General features: G+C 38.8%; 8 protein-coding genes. All 8 read right to left on the reverse strand.

The features are described 5' to 3' along the window. On the reverse strand, positions 1 to 4922 hold a 4922-nt coding region (locus HX062_RS13340), incomplete at its 3' end, for a phage tail-like protein (RefSeq protein ID WP_286467736.1). A 552-nt stretch (positions 4923 to 5474) separates the two neighbouring features. Beyond that, entirely contained in the window at positions 5475 to 7382 is a 1908-nt protein-coding gene (acs, locus tag HX062_RS13345) for an acetate--CoA ligase (RefSeq protein WP_182627722.1), read from the reverse strand. A 181-nt stretch (positions 7383 to 7563) separates the two neighbouring features. Further along, positions 7564 to 8508, reverse strand: a complete 945-nt coding sequence (locus tag HX062_RS13350) for an NAD(P)H-dependent flavin oxidoreductase (RefSeq protein ID WP_182627724.1) — start codon at positions 8506 to 8508, stop codon at positions 7564 to 7566. A 17-nt stretch (positions 8509 to 8525) separates the two neighbouring features. Further along, the gene (gene mnmA / locus HX062_RS13355; protein ID WP_286467737.1) at positions 8526 to 9737 is read right to left on the reverse strand and encodes a tRNA 2-thiouridine(34) synthase MnmA; all 1212 of its coding nucleotides are present in this window, start codon (positions 9735 to 9737) and stop codon (positions 8526 to 8528) included. Positions 9738 to 9926: 189 nt separating this feature from the next. Further along, entirely contained in the window at positions 9927 to 10787 is an 861-nt protein-coding gene (locus HX062_RS13360) for an outer membrane beta-barrel protein (RefSeq protein ID WP_286467738.1), read from the reverse strand. Positions 10788 to 10866: 79 nt separating this feature from the next. Next, positions 10867 to 17814 (reverse strand): MBG domain-containing protein, encoded by a 6948-nt coding sequence (locus tag HX062_RS13365; protein ID WP_286467739.1) that lies wholly within the window; start codon positions 17812 to 17814, stop codon positions 10867 to 10869. A 340-nt stretch (positions 17815 to 18154) separates the two neighbouring features. Beyond that, entirely contained in the window at positions 18155 to 18934 is a 780-nt protein-coding gene (locus HX062_RS13370) for a hypothetical protein (RefSeq protein ID WP_286467740.1), read from the reverse strand. 506 nt (positions 18935 to 19440) lie between these two features. Further along, positions 19441 to 21336 (reverse strand): membrane protein insertase YidC, encoded by a 1896-nt coding sequence (gene yidC / locus HX062_RS13375; RefSeq protein WP_182626554.1) that lies wholly within the window; start codon positions 21334 to 21336, stop codon positions 19441 to 19443. Positions 21337 to 21381 lie beyond the last annotated feature (45 nt).

The raw sequence follows: 21381 nt of genomic DNA on the forward strand, positions 1-21381 counted from the left end.
TTAGTCGTATTGATCGACGACCAATCTATAGTTCCCTCTGTTCCATCGTCTTGGATGTAGTAGAATCTGTTCTCGTCTACATTGTAGTATACGTTTCCGTATTTGCCTTTTAGCTTGTTGACAATATTAGTAATCAACGTCTGATTATTCCCTACATTGGTAATAAACTCGTCATTAGTTGTCAACTCAGTGATAAAACTAGAATTGCTAGCGATCTCTTTAACGTCTAACTGCACTTTGTTGCCATCGGAATCAGTCACCGTCAACATATCCGCATCAAGCGTAAAGCTTACGTTAGTCGTATTGATCGACGACCAATCAATAGTACCCTCAGTTCCATCGTCTTGGATATAGTAGAACCTGTTCTCGTCTACATTGTAGTATACGTTTCCGTATTTGCCTTTGAGCTTGTTGACAATGTTAGTAATCAACGTCTGGTTATTCCCTACATTAGTAATAAACTCGTCATTAGTTGTCAACTCAGTGATAAAACTAGAATTGCTTGCAATCTCTTTAACGTCTAACTGCACTTTGTTCCCATCGGAATCAGTCACCGTCAACATATCCGCATCAAGCGTAAAGCTTACGTTCGTAGTATTAATTGACGACCAATCAATAGTACCCTCTGTTCCATCGTCTTGGATATAGTAGAACCTGTTCTCGTCTACATTGTAGTATACGTTTCCGTATTTACCTTTTAGCTTATTGACAATATTGGTAATCAACGTCTGATTATTCCCTACATTGGTAATAAACTCATCATTAGTTGTCAACTCAGTGATAAAACTAGAATTACTAGCGATCTCTTTAACGTCCAGTTGCACTTTGTTGCCATCGGAATCAGTCACCGTCAACATATCTGCATCAAGGGTAAAGCTTACGTTTGTCGTATTGATTGACGACCAGTCTATAGTTCCCTCGGTTCCATCGTCTTGGATATAGTAGAACCTGTTCTCGTCTACATTGTAGTAAACATTTCCGTATTTGCCTTTGAGCTTGTTGACAATGTTGGTAATCAACGTCTGGTTATTCCCTACATTGGTAATAAACTCGTCATTAGTGGTCAACTCAGTGATAAAACTAGAATTACTAGCGATCACTTTAACGTCTAACTGCACCTTGTTCCCATCTGAATCAGTTACCGTCAACATATCCGCATCAAGCGTAAAGCTTACGTTAGTCGTATTGATCGACGACCAATCTATAGTTCCCTCTGTTCCATCGTCTTGGATGTAGTAGAATCTGTTCTCGTCTACATTGTAGTATACGTTTCCGTATTTGCCTTTTAGCTTGTTGATGATTTCTGTGATGAACTCACTGTTGTTTGTAATTTTCGTTACAAACTCTTGATTTTGTGTAAGTTCCTCAATGAAGGTAGAGTTGTTCGCAATCTCTTTAACGTCCAGTTGCACTTTGTTGCCATCGGAATCAGTCACCGTCAACATATCTGCATCGAGGGTAAAGCTTACGTTAGTCGTATTAATCGACGACCAATCAATAGTTCCCTCTGTTCCATCGTCTTGGATGTAGTAGAATCTATTCTCGTCTACATTGTAGTAAACATTTCCGTATTTGCCTTTTAGCTTGTTGACAATATTGGTAATCAACGTCTGGTTATTCCCTACATTGGTAATAAACTCGTCATTAGTGGTCAACTCAGTGATAAAACTAGAATTGCTTGCAATCTCTTTTACATCCAGCTGCACTTTGTTCCCATCGGAATCAGTCACCGTCAACATATCCGCATCGAGGGTAAAGCTAACGTTTGTGGTATTGATCGACGACCAATCAATAGTTCCCTCTGTTCCATCGTCTTGGATGTAGTAGAATCTATTCTCGTCTACATTGTAGTAAACATTTCCGTATTTACCTTTTAGCTTGTTGATGATTTCTGTGATAAACTCATTGTTGTTTGTAATTTTCGTTACAAACTCTTGATTTTGTGTAAGTTCCTCAATAAAGGTAGAGTTGTTCGCAATCTCTTTAACGTCTAACTGCACTTTGTTCCCATCGGAATCAGTCACCGTCAACATATCTGCATCAAGGGTAAAGCTTACGTTAGTAGTATTAATTGACGACCAATCTATAGTTCCCTCTGTTCCATCTTCTTGGATGTAGTAGAACCTGTTCTCGTCTACATTGTAGTAAACATTTCCGTATTTGCCTTTGAGCTTGTTGACAATGTTGGTAATCAACGTCTGGTTATTCCCTACATTGGTAATAAACTCGTCATTAGTGGTCAACTCAGTGATAAAACTAGAATTGCTTGCAATCTCTTTAACGTCTAACTGCACTTTGTTCCCATCGGAATCAGTTACCGTCAACATATCTGCATCAAGCGTAAAGCTTACGTTAGTCGTATTGATTGACGACCAATCAATAGTACCCTCTGTTCCATCGTCTTGGATGTAGTAGAATCTATTCTCGTCTACATTATAGTAAACGTTTCCGTATTTGCCTTTTAGCTTGTTGATTACCTCCGTAATGAACTCGTTGTTGCTTGTAATTTTCGTTACAAACTCTTGATTTTGTGTCAGTTCCTCAATAAAGGTGGAGTTATTGGCAATCTCTTTTACATCCAACTGTACCTTGTTCCCATCGGAATCAGTCACCGTCAACATATCTGCATCAAGGGTAAAGCTTACGTTAGTCGTATTGATTGACGACCAATCTATAGTTCCCTCTGTTCCATCGTCTTGGATGTAGTAGAACCTGTTCTCGTCTACATTGTAGTATACGTTTCCGTATTTGCCTTTTAGCTTGTTGATGATTTCTGTAATGAACTCATTGTTGTTTGTAATTTTAGTTACAAACTCTTGATTTTGTGTAAGTTCCTCAATAAAGGTAGAGTTGTTGGCAATCTCTTTTACATCCAACTGTACCTTGTTCCCATCGGAATCAGTCACCGTCAACATATCTGCATCAAGGGTAAAGCTTACGTTAGTCGTATTAATTGAAGACCAATCAATAGTTCCCTCTGTTCCATCGTCTTGGATGTAGTAGAATCTGTTCTCATCTACGTTGTAGTATACGTTTCCGTATTTGCCTTTGAGCTTGTTGATGATTTCTGTGATGAACTCGTTGTTGCTTGTAATTTTCGTTACAAACTCTTGATTTTGTGTCAGTTCTTCAATAAAGGTAGAGTTGTTCGCAATCTCTTTAACGTCCAGCTGCACTTTGTTTCCATCAGAATCAGTTACCGTCAACATATCCGCATCGAGGGTAAAGCTTACGTTAGTCGTATTGATCGACGACCAATCAATAGTACCTTCGGTTCCATCGTCTTGGATGTAGTAGAATCTATTCTCATCTACATTGTAGTAAACGTTTCCGTATTTGCCTTTTAGCTTGTTGATTACCTCCGTAATGAACTCGTTATTGTTTGTAATTTTCGTTACAAACTCTTGATTTTGTGTCAGTTCTTCAATAAAGGTAGAGTTGTTCGCAATTTCTTTAACGTCTAACTGCACTTTGTTCCCATCGGAATCAGTTACCGTCAACATATCTGCATCGAGGGTAAAGCTAACGTTAGTCGTATTGATCGACGACCAATCTATAGTTCCCTCTGTTCCATCGTCTTGGATGTAGTAGAATCTGTTCTCGTCAATGTTGTAGTAAACGTTTCCGTATTTGCCTTTTAGCTTGTTGATTACCTCCGTAATAAACTCGTTATTGCTTGTAATTTTCGTTACAAACTCTTGATTTTGTGTAAGTTCCTCAATAAAGATAGAGTTGTTCGCAATCTCTTTAACGTCTAACTGCACTTTGTTGCCATCGGAATCAGTCACCGTCAACATATCCGCATCGAGGGTAAAACTTACGTTTGTCGTATTGATCGAAGACCAATCAATAGTTCCCTCTGTTCCATCGTCTTGGATGTAGTAGAATCTATTCTCATCTACATTGTAGTATACGTTTCCGTATTTGCCTTTGAGCTTGTTGATGATTTCTGTGATGAACTCATTGTTGTTTGTAATTTTCGTTACAAACTCTTGATTTTGTGTAAGTTCCTCAATAAAGGTAGAGTTGTTCGCAATCTCTTTAACGTCTAGCTGCACTTTGTTCCCATCGGAATCAGTTACCGTCAACATATCCGCATCAAGCGTAAAGCTTACGTTAGTCGTATTAATCGACGACCAATCAATAGTACCTTCGGTTCCATCGTCTTGGATGTAGTAGAACTTGTTCTCGTCAATGTTGTAGTAAACGTTTCCGTATTTGCCTTTTAATTTGTTGATGATTTCTGTGATGAAGGCAGGGTTTTCAGTTAACTTATTTACAAAAGTCAAATTACTAGCAATATCTTGCACAGCCAAACGAACAGATCGATTATCAAGATCCGTGATCATTAAGAAATCATCTTCTAAGGTAAAACTAACGTTTGTAGTATTGAGGTCTTCCCACGTAATTAGGATAGGTGCTCCGTTGTCATCGAGATAATAAAACTTATGATCTTCCGTATTGTAGTAAACATTACCGTATTTGCCTTTTAATTTATTTACAATTTCGGTAATGAAGTTTGAATTATTTACAATTTCATCCAACGACAGCGATACCGTATTTCCATCAGAATCGGTGATTGTCAGGTGATTATCAATTAAAGTGAAGCTTTGGTTGGTTGTATTCACATAGGATTGTGAATTTAACAGGCGAACCCATTTATCTTTTTTCCAGTAGTAAAAACCAGAAGGAAAATCTTCGTGTCCAAGGTTATAAACGAATAAACTTTCAGTTAGATCACCTGAAATTGCATCTTTATCCGTTTCACTGTTTAAAATGACTCTAGGAAATAAAACCCCCTTATTTGTAGAGACGATATCTAGTTGACTTGAATTAGCTGGAGTTACAGTTCCAATACCAACTTGGGCAGTTACAAAACCAGTTGCAAACAACGCCATCAATGGAATAACTTTTCTAATCATATTACAATTTTTAATAAATTTTACTCAATTTTTTATTAAATTTAAACACAATTACCCCATCAAAAACACCAAAAAAATAGAAAACCAACAAGCAAACTATAGTCTTCCATTAAATTATCTCTATTTTTAAACTTCATTTTGAGATTTATTCTCAACTTATTGTTCTCAAAAAGCACTTTTATTTAAAAATAAACGCTGAGAACTATAAGAATTAAGGGATATTGAATCGAAAAATGAAAAATCAAATAAGTAAAAAAGAAAGATAATGAGTAATTAACACCTAACTACTTCCCTTCCCCTAGGAAGCATATAGATAAATAACACCATAGTAAAATCGAAAAACACAAATAATAAACACCTTTTTAGATTCATCTAAATGCCTCAACCCCCCGTAATCCTTTGAAAACCACAGCTATTAGCTTTATTCTATATAGCAATAATTACTTTTACTTCTAAAAAGGGTGTTTTTTCACTCGAAGGAAGACAAAAAAAACACCCCAAAAAGCGCATGCTTTTTGGGGTGTTATATCTACGTATTGCGAATTTAAAATCTTACAATTTCTCTTCTCTAATTTTCTCAATCACTTCTGGATTGATTAAGGTTGATACATCTCCAAAGTCTTTGGTTTCTCCTTCAGCAATGGATCGTAAAATGCGGCGCATAATCTTTCCAGAACGTGTTTTAGGCAAGCTATCCACGAATTGAATTTTATCCAACTTCGCAATTGGTCCAATGTGACTGCTGATATATTGGTTGATTTCTTTTTTAACATTCTCTCGATCTCTGTACTCTCCTTCTACTTTGAGTGTAATAAATCCATAGAGGGCATTTCCTTTGATTTCGTGTTTATATCCTACGACAGCACTTTCTGCCACAGCTGGATGTTCGTTGATCGCATCTTCAATAGGTGCCGTACCTAAATTATGTCCTGAAACAATCACAACATCATCAGCGCGTCCTGTGATTCTGTAGTATCCTACTTCGTCTCTCAATGCGCCATCCCCTGTAAAATACTTTCCAGGGAACTGGCTAAAGTAGGTGTCTTTATAGCGTTGGTGATCCCCCCAAATGGTACGAGCCATCGAAGGCCAAGGGAATTTGATGCAAAGAGAACCGTCAATTTGGTTGTCGTCAATTTCGTTTCGCTTTTCATCCATTAAAACGGCTTGAATACCTGGCAATGGCAACGTAGCATAGGTTGGTTTTGTTGGGGTAATAAACGGCAAAGGAGAGATTAAAATACTTCCTGTTTCTGTTTGCCACCACGTATCCACAATGGGACATTTTTTCTTTCCAACATGATCATTGTACCAGTGCCATGCCTCTTCGTTAATTGGCTCTCCTACGGATCCAATCACACGTAGACTCGATAAGTCGTGTTCATTGACATACTTATAATCTTCTGTCATCAACGAGCGAATGGCCGTTGGGGCTGTATAGAATTGGGTTACTTTATACTTGTCGATGATATCCCAAAAACGGCTCGGATTGGGGTAAGTAGGTATTCCTTCAAACATAATCGTTGTTGCCCCGTTTAACAAGGGACCGTACACAATATAGGAGTGCCCTGTAATCCATCCACAGTCTGCCGTACACCAAAAAATATCATCGTCTTTGTAATCAAATATATTTTTAAATGAATAGGCCGTTTGTACCATATAACCTGCTGTGGTATGCACCATCCCCTTTGGTGTTCCGGTTGAACCCGAAGTATACAGAATAAATAAAGGATCTTCAGCGTCCATCACTTGAGCGACGTGATTCGTAGAGGCCGCATCTAATAAAGGGTTTAACCAAATGTCGCGTTCAGGCATCATCTCGATATCCGCTTCTGTGCGCTGCACAACTAGTACACGCTCAACCGAAGGACACGATTTTAACGCTTCATCAATAATGGGTTTTAAGGGGATACTCTTGCTTCCTCTAAAACTTCCATCAGAGGTGATAACAAATTGACAGGCAGCATCGTTAATTCGCTTGCTAACCGCTGAGGATGAAAATCCTGCAAAAATCACACTGTGCACTGCGCCAATTCGTGCACAAGCCAACATAGCCACCGCTAATTCTGGAATCATTGGCAAATAAATACAAACGCGATCGCCTTTTTTTACGCCTTGTTCTTTTAAGACGTTTGCCATTTTGCAAACGCGATTAAACAAGTCGTTATACGTAATGATTTGTGGATGTTCCTCAGGATTGTTCGGTTCAAAGATAATAGCGGGCTTCTCTCCTCTTTTCGCTAGGTGTCTATCCACGCAGTTTTTTACGATGTTTAATTTTGCGTTGACAAACCACTCAAACTTAGATTCTTCCATATCAAATTGAAAAACCTTATCCCAAACTTGATACCATACAAAGTTTTCTTCTGCTATTTTGCTCCAAAACTTTCTAGGTTCTCGCACAGATTTTTTATAATGCTTAAAATACTGTTCGAGATTCTCTATTTTATAATAACTCATATGTAGTGTGTGGTTTTTATTTTATTTCGTTTATGTTACTTCCTATAAAAATAAAAGATTATTAGTATATAGCAAAAAACCATACGAACTTTTTATTTAAAATTCGCATGGTTTCTCTTCTAGTATAAAAAAATAAATCACTCTTCTCAAACTAATGAAAGGTTGGATTCATTTACTTTGGTTAAAAATTAAACATTCGCTGTTTGGCTTGTTCAAATTCGCGCATAATAGTAGCGATAATAGCAGCTACAGGCTCGATGTGGTGAATTAATCCTGCCACTTGTCCTGCTTCTAATTCTCCTTCTACTAAATCGCCTTCGAACATTCCTTTTTTCGATCGTCCTTTGCTTAGGTAAGCGCGTAAATCTTCTTTGCTAGCTCCTGCTTGATACAGTTCTTCAATACCTTGATAAAACTCATTTTTTATCAAACGAACGGGCGCTAATTCTTTTAGGGTTAGAATGGTATCTCCTTCTTCTACTTGGGTCACCTTATGCTTAAACGCTTGGTGTGCTGAACTTTCCGTAGACGCGATAAAACGCGTACCCATTTGCACCCCATCCGCACCGAGAATCATCGCAGCTAACATACCACTTCCTGTTGCAATTCCCCCAGCAGCAATCAAGGGGATTTGTACCTTTTCTTTGACCATGGGAATTAACGTAAAAGTGGTCGTTTCCTCTCTTCCGTTGTGTCCCCCAGCTTCAAACCCCTCTGCAACAAGGGCATCGACTCCTGCATCTTGTGCTTTTAATGCAAATTTAGACGAGCTAACTACATGGGCTACTGTGATCCCATGTGACTTTAAGAAAGGAGTCCACAATTTGGGATTACCCGCAGAGGTAAACACAATTTTAACGCCTTCTTCTACAATAATATCCATCACTTCTTGTAGGTCCGGATACAATAGGGATACATTGACACCAAACGGCTTATCCGTCGCTTGCTTGCACTTTTGGATATGCGTTCTCAAAACTTCTGGATACATCGATCCTGCGCCAATTAGTCCTAATCCCCCTGCATTGCTTACGGCACTGGCAAGTTTATAGCCACTATTCCAAACCATTCCCCCTTGAATAATGGGGTATTGTATGTTAAAAAGCGAGGTAATGCTGTTCTTTGCCATCTGTTTTGATCTTTCTTTTAGTTTACTTTCGATATTACACCAGAGCCAATTAATTCTTCTCCGATATGCCAAGATACGAATTGTCCTTCAGTAATCGCTGATTGTGGCTCATCAAAACGCACATACATACCGCTATCCATTTTGTGTAAAGTCGCTTCTTGTAAGGGTTGACGGTAGCGAATACGCGCTTTTATACGCATTGTTTCACCTGATTTTAGCTGTAAATCTTCGCGTATCCAATGGATTTCACCCTCTTGTACAAAAAGCGTTTTATGGAACAAACCAGGATGTGTATTGCCTTGTCCTGTATAGATGATATTGTTTTCTACATCGGTTGCAATAACAAATAAGGGATCTACTGTTCCACCAACATTCAATCCTTTGCGTTGTCCTGTAGTGAAATAATGCGCGCCATAGTGATCTCCCACTTTTTTACCCATCTCTGGGGTATACTGAAACGCTTTGGCTTCAGCATATAATTCTTCTGCTAAGGCTGTAGGTGCTACTCCTGTACTAGCAAAAATCGGTGCATCTTTCGGAATCTCGTAGATAAAACCATCTTTGGGTTTTAATTGTTGTTGTAAAAATTCAGGTAAGCGAACTTTTCCAATAAAACACAACCCTTGGGAATCTTTTTTCTCTGCGGTAATTAAATCTGCCTCGGTGGCAATTTCTCTTACTTTTGATTTGTACAATTCTCCAACGGGAAATAAGGCTTTTGCCAATTGCTCTTGTGACAATTGACATAAGAAATAGGATTGATCTTTTGACGGATCAACTCCTGCTAATAATTTATATACGGTTTGGGTTGTGCCATCTGCAGCTACCACTTCTTCTTCCGCTTTTCTACAATAGTGTCCTGTCGCTACATAATCCGCGCCTAATTCTAAGGCAATTTTCATGAAAACATCGAACTTAATCTCTCTATTGCACAATACATCTGGATTTGGGGTACGACCATTTTCGTACTCCTTAAACATATAATCTACAATCTTCTCCTTATATTGTTCACTTAAATCCACGGTTTGAAAAGGGATGCCTAATTTCTCAGCAACCATCAGAGCGTCATTGCTATCTTCTAGCCAGGGACACTCATTCGAAATGGTAACGGTATCATCATGCCAATTTTTCATGAATAATCCGATCACTTCGTATCCTTGTTCTTTCAATAAGTAGGCGGCAACACTTGAGTCTACCCCCCCTGAAAGTCCTACTACTACTCTTTTCATATTTTAAAAAAACTAAGAGGCAAAGTTACGGAGAATTGCGGTAAACTCATGCGATTTTAGATTTTCTTTAGAATTGCTCTTTGCACTTTGCTCTTTGCACTTTGCACTTTGCTCTTTGCACTTTGCACTTTGCTCTTTGCACTTTGTTGTTTAGTGAGTGGTGAATAGTGAGTACCACTCACCACTCACCTATAATCCGATACTATAGCGCAACTGAATCCCAAAATTGTAATTTTTAAAAGCAGTGGTTGTACTTTCTTGTAGACTGTGATAGGTCAAAGCTTGCTCGCGAACAGGCTGATAAGCTACCAATTGTTTGGGTTTCTCACTTCCACTTGATTTTTGGTTGTTTAACCCCAAGTCAACATACAACCCTATATAGAGGTTTTGATTGTCTCGTAGGTTGTGTCTGACTCCAAACTCTCCAATCCAAGCCCATCGATTTTTTAATTCTGCATCGGGTTTGTATTCCACTTGTTCTTGATACCCAAATCCCGCATACAACAAATCTTGATCGAGGTGTAAATTGTATTGCGGAAAATATCCTGAAGTCTGCAATTGATTCCACGTCAGGGTAGCTTTGGTATTCATCATCAAGGAATACTGAACCCCAGTTCGAATATACAGTGCCGTTTCTCCTTTTCCGACATAGTGTACGGTTAAGGGAATATTGAGTTGGGAAACCTTCCATTGTTCTTTGTACTTTTTTCCGTCATAGCTAAACGTAAAAGCCTCGTTTTCCCAATCGGTTTCTTGACTTACTCCCTTGAGGTTTCTCCCTGTAAAATCAGTAGTTTGACTGGCATATTGAATGCCAACTCCCATACTCCAATTGGGTGTTAAATAGTAATCATACTGTAATCCAATCGCTGTCGCTACTTTTAAATCAGCCGCAATTGAATTGGGTAAGCTACCATAATTTTGGTGCATTCCCACTTTTACTGTTGCCCCTACTTCGTGATCCTTATAATAGTATGGCTTGTATTGCGCCTGCACGGGCACATAGCTCATTAAAAATAATCCTATAAAAAAATATACGTCTTGTTTCATCCTTATTGATTTTTGAAATTCCCCTGCATCAGAACTAAAATCCCCCTGTAATACAGAGAGAAATCTCCATTAGCCTTTGTTATTGAACAATAAATTGAATTCCCTGTTGTTTGCCTGCTCTATTCAAAACTAGATAATACGATCCTGCAGCAACTGTTGACGGAATTTCAATTCCCATCTTCCCTTTATCCAATGCTCCACTTTTAATTAGCTGCCCTGTGATGTTGTAGATCTTGTATGTTGTAGCTTCTTGACGAGCTTCCTCCTCTAGTCGAACATACAACCAAGCGCTCTTTTGTACGGGATTTGGATATACGGCCCAATTCTCTGTTGTTTTCCCTTGAATAAAGATGGGACAACTTCTTATTTTTTGTCCATTGTGTAGCGTCAGCTCCACGAGGTATTCTGCGTCAACATCTAAGGTTGTGCCAGCATCACCTTGCTCAGCATAGAATTGCTTTTTGCCAAGTGACATTCCATTTTTAAACCATTCATACCCACTGAATACGTAACCTCCGTTGGTTTGCTTGTTGTTGTTGACCAATAAAACTTTCTCGTATTTTTGGAATACAATACGTTCTGTTGGAATGCGCTTGTCTATGCGAATGGTGTAAGTTGTTGTGACTTGTCCATTTGCCGATTGTACCACTATGACTTGTTCGTGGATTCCATAGGTTGTCACGGGAACTGTGATATAGTTTGACGGACTTACTACTGCACCAACTTGGGTGATAATTTCCAAAATCACTTCTTCTTGTGGGGTCGAACAGTCTAAGACTAATTCTACTACTTTTTCTATTTTTCCATGGGAAACACCATCGACAAGGAGATTCCAAATGCTCGCATCTCTACTGCTTATTTCAATGGTTTGAGAAACTGGGGCTGCCGCTTTGTAATTGGCATTTCCTTCTTGATGTGCTGTTACGGTAACAACCCCTGCTTGTAGGAAGTGAATAACTCCTGCTGCATCCACTTGAGCAAGGGTTTGCTCGGCAGGATCATCTATTGTATACGTTACAGCCAAACCAGAACTAGCCACTGCTTGAAGTGGTAAGGATGGCGTATCCTCTAAGACAACAGTCGAAACGGCTCCAAAGCGAATGTGTTGTTCTGCCGGAGTAATGGTCAATGTTCCCACTAAACGCAAGGGTTCGTAGTTTGGTTCATCTGTAATCGTAGCCACTACAGTATAGCGTCCTACTTGGGTTTGTTCGTTGTTTTCATAGGTTACTACTGCTCCAAGACTCAAAGGTCCTTCTACCTGTAAATACTGAGGTTCCCCATCGTAAACAACCGTTTTTGAAGGCAAGATAAGCCCTTGTATTTCACCTCTTTTAATTTCAAAAGAGGCTGTTGTAAACGAGCGAATAGTGTAATTTGAGCGTGGAGCGAGACTACCTTGTACAATGGTATATTGACCTACTTCTTCACCAGGTTCGCGTTTTAATTGTCCCGTCATGGTGTTAGCCGGATAATCTCCACGTCTCAATCCTTGAATCTCATACCTCAATGCGGGATCTGCTTGTCCATAATGTTTGTATTGTCCTATTTCTACAACAATAGCAACTGGCGCTGGGGTAATCTCAAAGCGCTCTTCTGTATTCAAACGCAATACATAATTATTAGCGATGCTTTCCAAGCTTCCAAGTGTATATCGGTAGCGACCTACATTTTCACTTGTACTTCTACCTAAGGCACCGCGTAAAGCTGTTGCTATGGTATCTCCATTTCTTAATCCCTCTACAGTAAAAGCAAGAGTAGGATCATCAGTTCCATATTCCTTTTCTTGGTTTTGTTGGGGATAAATAACCAATTCAACGGGAAAAATGGTAAAATCAGCGGCTTGATACACAACCGTATAATCCGTTGATGCAGCCAAACTTCCCTGTTGGATTTCGTACGTCCCTACAGCTTCTCCTACTTCGCGAACTAAGCTTCCTGTAAGAGTATCTGTTCCCTTTAATCCATGAACCGTATAGGTTAATGTTGGATCTGTATCTCCATATACTTTGGTTTTTGCTTCTGCGGTTATGGTAACTGTGGCAGGTGTAATGGTTAAATCAGCGGCTTGATATACGAGGGTATAATCCGTTGATGCAGCTACACTTCCCTGTTGGATTTCGTAAGTTCCTACAGTTTCTCCTACTTCGCGAACTAAGCTTCCTGTAAGAGTATCTGTTCCTTTTAATCCACTTACTGTATAGGTTAACAAAGGATCCGTATCTCCATATACTTTGGTTTTCGCTTCTGCGGTTATGGTAACTGTGGCAGGTGTAATGGTAAAATCAGCGGCTTGATACACAACCGTATAATCCGTTGATGCAGCCAAACTTCCCTGTTGGATTTCGTAAGTTCCTACAGCCTCTCCTACTTCGCGAACTAAGCTTCCTGTAAGAGCATCCGTTCCTTTTAATCCACGAACTGCATAGGTTAACAAAGGATCCGTATCTCCATACACTTTGGTTTTTGCTTCTGCGGTTATGGTAACTGTGGCGGGGGTGATGGTTAAATCAGCGGCTTGATATACGAGGGTATAATCCGTTGATGCCACTACACTTCCCTGCTGAATTTCATAAGTTCCTACAGTTTCTCCTCCTTCGCGAACTAAGCTTCCTGTAAGTTGATCCGTTCCCTTTAATCCACGAACCGTATAGGTTAACAAAGGATCCGTATCTCCATACACTTTGGTTTTTGCTTCTGCGGTTATGGTAACTGTGGCAGGGGTAATATCTAAATCAGCGGCTTGATATACGAGGGTATAATCCGTTGATGCAGCCAAACTTCCCTGTTGGATTTCATAAGTCCCTACAGCTTCTCCTCCTTCGCGAACTAAGCTTCCTGTAAGAGTATCTGTTCCCTTTAATCCACGAACCGTATAGGTTAATGTTGGATCCGTATCTCCATACACTTTGGTTTTTGCTTCTGCGGTTATGGTAACTGTGGCGGGGGTGATGGTTAAATCAGCCGCTTGATATACGAGGGTATAATCCGTTGATGCAGCTACACTTCCCTGCTGAATTTCATACGTTCCTACAGCTTCTCCTACTTCGCGAACTAAACTTCCTGTAAGTTGATCCGTTCCCTTTAATCCACTTACCGTATAGGTTAACAAAGGATCCGTATCTCCATACACTTTGGTTTTTGCTTCTGCGGTTATGGTTACTGTGGCAGGTGTAATATCTAAATCAGCGGCTTGATATACGAGGGTATAATCCGTTGATGCCGCTACACTTCCCTGCTGAATTTCATAAGTTCCTACAGTTTCTCCTACTTCGCGAACTAAGCTTCCTGTAAGAGTATCTGTTCCCTTTAATCCATGAACCGTATAGGTTAACAAAGGATCCGTATCTCCATATACTTTGGTTTTTGCTTCTGCAGTTATGGTAACTGTGGCAGGGGCAATGGTTAAATCAGCGGCTTGATATACGAGGGTATAATCCGTTGATGCAGCTACACTTCCCTGCTGAATTTCATAAGTTCCTACAGTTTCTCCTACTTCGCGAACTAGGCTTCCTGTAAGAGTATCTGTTCCCTTTAATCCATTAACCGTATAAGTTAATGTTGGATCCGTATCTCCATATACTTTGGTTTTCGCTTCTGCGGTTATGGTAACTGTGGCAGGTGTAATGGTTAAATCAGCAGCTTCAAATTGCAACGTATACCCAGCTACTGCTGTCAATGTACCTTGGGTGATGGCATAACTACTTACATTTTCTCCTGGTTCACGAGACAAACTACCCATCAAGACCGTACTTGGATCAACTGCAGGATCCAATCCTGATACGGTATAGGTTAATGTTGGATCCGTATCTCCATAGACTTTGGTTTTGTCATTTGCCTGAACCACAATAGTGGTTGTTCGAATCGTTAGATTAGCTGGTTGGTACCGCATTGCATAATTCGCAGAAGTCAAGGCTAATGTTCCTTGCGTAATAGGATAAACCCCCGTTTCTTCTCCCGGATCTCTCGTTAAAGTACCAGTCAATACATCTTCTGCTAGTTCCCCATTTTTGAGTCCTGAAACCTGATAAGTCAACATAGGATCGGCTGCCCCCATTTCTTTGGTTTTTGCATCTGCATTTACCGTTAATGGAGCGGGTGAAATCGTCAAGGTGGCCGTAGTCATAATCAAACTATAATTCGAAGAGGTAGTTAGAGTCCCTTGGCGAATCGCATAAGAACCGACATTTTCACCTGGATCTCGAGCTAAACTTCCTGTTAATGGTATCTCACTATAGCCGCCATAAATCGTATACCTTAACTCAGGATCGGCATCTCCATAGTATTTGGTTATGGCTGTAGGAATAACATAAAGTGTTAATGGGTTAACAACCAAGGTAATTTTACTCCTTTTACTTTCACAGCCTGCTGTACTAAACGTACTGACCCAATATACATGGGTTCCTACGGGTAACACAGCTATATCGGGTGTAGGAATACTCACTCCACCTGTTTCCTCTTCATACCAAGTTAAAACGTATGGTCCCAATACACTTCTAATACCAACTAGTATCACTTGGGTCTGGGTGTTATATTGAAAAGAGGAAGATACACTAATCGAATTTAATTTAGGGTCCTCTATTTCCACTTGAATAGGAGTTCGACGCACACTCTCCTGTCCTCCAATAGTTTGAGTCGCATAATAGGTCCCACTGCTGAGCAGTGTAGACGGTAGCAATGCAGTGGTTGCTGTTTCACTCGCATACCACTTGATGTTTTCGCCAGTAGCGGTTAAATCGCTAACTTTTTTATTTTCGTTTTTACAAAACACTTGATCAACAGCCACAGGAGGTGGTGTCACTTCTAGAATCTTTACGGTATAGTCGGCCCATGTTCCATAATTATAACTGCCACAAGGGTCAGCTCCATCGTCCATACCTCCTGCATTCGCAATGCGATTCCAAATGCGCATGCGATAATTTCCCGTAGCTATAGTATTAGGTATAGTCACAGTAGCTGTATATACTTGGGTATAGTTAGGAATATAATCCGATAGCGCCGATACTTCTGTCTGTTGATCAAAAACGCCATCGTTATTAAAATCAATAGCCACTCCCATCCCCGTATACCCCGTTGTGGTTACATTAAAAGTATACGTATTTCCAACTGTCAAATCTGGAATAGACTCAGCTGTTCGATCTCTTTGGGTGTAAGAAGGGATTTGGTCGGTAAAATTAATTTCATCAATATTCACTACGGTAATTCGGTGATTAGAGGATCCATTTACATAGGTTGGCGTACACCAATTGGGAGTGAACGTTGCTGCATCTGTCCAATAGCTTTCCTCTGTTGCCGTACAATTCGCTTTCACATAAGCGTGATACGTTGTTCCTGCAACTAGATTAGCCAGGTTTACTGTCCTTGTATTTGAATCTACTTGTGCTGAAAAAGCTAAGCCAGTAGTTCCACTGCCCGCTTCTCCTGAAGTTCGTATTTCATAGGTATATCCTTCCGTATTGGGCGATGATGTTGCTGTCCAAGCGATCGTTGCAGTGTTTAAACCTACAGCTGAAACAGTCAAATCAGTTGGTACAAGGCACGAAGGAATAGGTTCAAAACGAATATCATCCATATAGATTGCTTGATACACATCGTTCAAACCATGGGCTAATCCAAAGTAATTAGCCGTTCCAGCCGGAAAATTGACGAAATACTCTTTGAATGACGTAGTCAATGGTATGGTTGCTAAAGATTGCATTCCGACAGTCGTATTGGGATCTTCTAAGGTAACTACGTTTAAGGTTGATAGAGCAGAAGCTGTACTCCTCGCTCGAAATCGAACGCGATACCCTCCATTACCCAACTGATTTGTTGGAGGAGAAACCACCAGTAAATCACCCGTATTTTGGTTGCTATTATATAAATATAAGCTGTGATTTCCGGAATAAGCAGAAGCACTACTGGTGTATAGATACCCATTACCAGTACTGATTTTTCCCCAACACCCAGGCAAACTAGCATTGTTAACTGTCCCTACAGGTTGGGACTCGAAATTTTCAATAAAAGCGCCTCGAGTTTCACACAAGGTAGTGAAAACAAAGGGACCTAGCCAATCTCCAAATTCTGTTGTACTACATTTAGATCTCACATAAAAATAGAAGGTTTCTCCACTAGTTAAAAACGGCAATTCAACGGTTAAATTGCTTGCAATAGTAGATCCACTTACTACGAATCCTGTATTTCCATCGCTAGGATTTCCATAGCTTCTCACTTGGAAATCATATCCTCTATCCGGTGCTATGTTCGGTGGAGTGATATTAGCCTTAGCCGTAGAGGAAGTAATTTGATTGATGATAATTGATGTCGGATTCGGACAAGAAGGAACCAACTCAGCTGTGGCGCCAAAAACACTACTAATTCCCTGTCCTTCTACATGCGAAAACGCAATAGACTTAATTGCTTTCGTTTGATTTTCAAGCGTAATAGGTATCGGAAATTGATACAATCTAGGGTTGGTTGTTGAATTTTCCAACATATTATTCATTCGATTGATTCTTCCAAATCCTTGAAAAGCAACTGACAGATTTGTTCCATTGTACCAATCAGGTAAAGTAATGCTCATCACTTGAAATGAATCATCTTCAAAAATCACCTTACATTCCAAAACAGAAGAACCAGAAGTAGAAGTAGCTAAAATGTAGATATTTTGGGATTTTACTTGCCCACCTACGTTAGATGTAATCGTATTCACAGTAGTTTTCAACCGAATAACATTATTACTACTGTAATCTTGAAGTTGAAACAGCAAATTCGGTGTCGTCGAGTCTTGAGAAGTAATGCTTCCATTCGTTGGCAAGCCACTTGTCATTGGTTGTGATTCGGCGGTTAACTTCCAATCCAAACTGCGAAGGCAATAGGATACACCATCTATATCATTTGTTGTACTCGACACAGCGGTTCCAATTCCATTGGCAATCACATCTTCATTAAACCCATCTAGACTTAGCGGTTGATAGGTTTGTGCATGAAGAACAACATTCCACAACAAAAATAGTGGAAGTAAAAAAGTAAGGGGTGCTTTTTTCATAGGATAGAGATCGAGTTTAATTGGCAATCCAGTAAAAATGAAGAACCAAATTTTTGTAAAATTATCTCTTTAGTTAAAAAAATGAAAAAATACGGGGTGGACAAAAGGGTGGACAAATCAATATAGCGCAATAAAATTAGATTAAACAACTATATATCAATATATTACAACATATCTAATTTTAAGACTTACTGCTTCAACTTCTAGACGTACACTGAACAAGAGCGGATAGTTCCTTTTAAAACTAAGCAAAAAACGGGTTCAGAAAAACCCAATGTCTATGATCTCACCTTTTTAAAAGCAAAAAGGATGCCCTATTGGACATCCTTAGCTGCTTCGCTTATGCGTTTTTCTCTTCTGCCATTTTTGTATACTCAGCGATTAAATAGCTTAAGTGATCCCATTTGATTGAGTTATATGGGAATTTCTGTAGAAATTCTTGGTTGTCTCCAAAAAGGAAATTGTAGTGTTCTTCAAATTCTCCTTTTTTAAGCCAAATCACTTCCTCACCTTTTTTAACGTAATAGGATTTAATTACTCCCCCACCGATGCTAGGTCCTCCACCAAAGCTAATAGAGGATGTTTCAGAAGCCATTGGATCTGCATATACTTCTATTTGACTACTAAAGCTTGGATTGATCAATTGCATCAAGTATTCCTTTTCCGCTTTTTTGTTTTTTAAAGAGGCGGTGATGTTTCTTACATACACTTCATCTGGATTGGTTGATTTTGATAAATTTTTACTACCCCAATTACGCGAATTCTCAAAATAGCTAGCTACTTTAGCTCCTTTTACAAATCCAGCAATAGGTAAATACATTTCTTCAATTTGATCCGCTTGGAATTCTACTTTTTTACCAGCAGCATCTTTCATTTTAATTGCTGTAATTTGACCTTTTTTTCTGGATACTCCAGTAACTGATCCCACCTTTTTGGTCCCATCTTTAAGAACAAGAGTAGAATTCTTTTTAGAACTAACACCGACGAATACTTCATCAAAAAGCATATCATCCATTATTTTTAACTGTTCTTTTGTGAATTTCACTTTGTCTTGCGCTTGCATTGGCGCATTCATCATTGTTGCAGTTGCTAAAAAGCTAAAAAGTATTAATTTTTTCATAAAATATAAATTTAACCAAAAGTAGCAATAATATAGAATCAATTCCTATTTCTAGTAAATATATATTGCATTAGGTATTGCCTAATCCCGATCGCGCGGATTTGCAATCCGTTCGCTAGATTTTTATTCGGGTCTTGTTCGAGTCATCTTCGAGTCAGCTTCGGTAAATCGAGGTTAAACCCCCGTAAATACGAATGTTTATCGAAGAAGACCCGAACAAAAGCAAAACAAAACCCAACAAACAACTCAATAACAGTTGTTTGCGTTGTTGGCAGAAGGAAAAACAAACCCATTTGTGCCTTTTTATTCCAATTATGGGAAGGGGATATTGTAAGTTAATTTAAAATGATGTAGGAATATAGTTTTAATCATGCAGAACGCGACTAGCAACAAAAGATAAAGAGCGGTTTACAACCTCGATTGCACCATAGGAGACCCCACTATACGGCACTATTATATAAAAAAAAACTCCTCTAAAAGAGGAGTTTTACATCAATACCTTCGTATTATTTTTTATTTTGATCTTTCAAGCGTTGTTGTTCCTGCGCTTGTTCCATCATTTCTTGCATTTTGCGTTGCCATTTTCCTTGTGGACGCTTCTTGGTTTTGTTCTCTTCGATTGTAGCTAAGATCTTTTCGTCTTTTACAATGTGATTTTTAATTACATACATAATTCCAATTGTAATCGAGTTAGAGATGAAGTAGTACAACGATAAACCTGATGCGTAGTTATTAAAGAAGAATAACATCATAATCGGAGATATGTAAATCATAATCTTCATGATTTTACTCATATCTGGCATCCCTTCTTGTGTTGGTTGTGCCATTTGTTGATCTCCCGTGGTCATCTTCATATAGAAGAAAATGGCAATTGACGCTAATAATGGGAATAAACTCACGTGATTACCATAGAATGGAATATTAAATGGCAATTGTAACACGGAGTCATAAGACGATAAATCGTCTGCCCATAAGAAGCTCTTTTGTCTCAAATCAAAGGAAGACGGGAAGAATTGAAACAAAGAATAGAAGATAGGAATCTGCAATAAGGCTGGAATACAACCTGCCATTGGATTCACTCCTGCTTTAGAGTACAATTTCATTGTCTCTTGTTGCTTCTTCATTGGATCATTCTTGAACTTTTCATTCAATTCATTCACTTCTGGGCGAATCATTTTCATTTTCGCTTGAGAAACATAAGACTTATAAGTCAACGGTGAAGTAAATAAACGAACCAAAATTGTCAATACAATAATACCAATACCGTAAGGTAAGAAACTAGTCAATAAACCAAATACGGGAATAAACAAGAAACGGTTAATCCATCCAAAGATTCCCCATCCAAGAGGTACGATATTGTCTAGGTTACGGTCATATGATTTTAATATTTTGAAATCCGATGGACCAAAATACCAGTTCATATCATAGTTTAACTCTCCATTGCTATAGTTTAATGGAATAACACTAGCAAATTGTTTAGTAAATACGGTATCTACTTTTTCATCAGCCACTAAATTTTTAGTATTTAATGTAGCTGTTTCAAAATTCTTATCGGTCAATAAGGCAGAAGTAAAGAAGTGTTGCTTATAGGCGATATAAGAAACGTCTTTCAACTCTTTTGTATCATCTTTGCTAGACTCACTTAGGTTGTTGTCTTTTCCTTTTTCGTGTTCATAGTATAAACGAACATATCTATTTTCATACGCAATACTTTTTTCATTGCGATACGTTTTCATTTCCCAGTTTAATTCTGGCGTTTTAGATGCGTCAACAATTTTACTCAATCCTTGTGTACGGATAGAGAAATCAAGCATATAATCATTCGGTTTTAATACATAACGATACTCTAAAAACGCTGTTTCAGAAGCTTTTAAACGCATAGATAATACTTGATTATCCCCTTCTTTACTCAAAGTAGGTTCAAAATACAAGTCTTCTGTATTGAAAACACGATTATCATTCGTGTGTAATTGTAAATTAAATTTCGCGTTGTGATCTTTGATTAAAGCAACAATTTCGTTTGAATCTTTGCTAAAACGCTTGAAATCATTTACAACAACTTGAGATAATTTTCCACCTTTATTATCAACTTCAAGAGTAAGTAAATCTGATTTTAAAGTTGTAGTTCCTCCTTTAGCTGCTGGTAACATGGCACTATAAGCGAAAGGACCGAATGTAGCGCGAATTTGCTCTGTTTGTAAAGAATCTCCTACAGGTGCCTCTAGTGCTTTCTCAAACGTAGCGGCTTGTTCTTGTTTTACAATTTCTTTCTCTGCTAATTCAGTATCTTTTTTTATTGACTCTTGCTCTTTATTAATGTTGTTTAACATCAACCAAACAAGCAATCCGGCAATAATGACAAAGCCTATAATACTGTTACGATCTAATTTTTTTCCTTCCATTACTTAATTTGTAAGTGATAAAATTTGTTATATAAAAAGTCTATT

The sequence above is a fragment of the Myroides sp. DF42-4-2 genome (assembly GCF_030326445.1).
In the GTDB taxonomy this organism is placed as follows: domain Bacteria; phylum Bacteroidota; class Bacteroidia; order Flavobacteriales; family Flavobacteriaceae; genus Flavobacterium.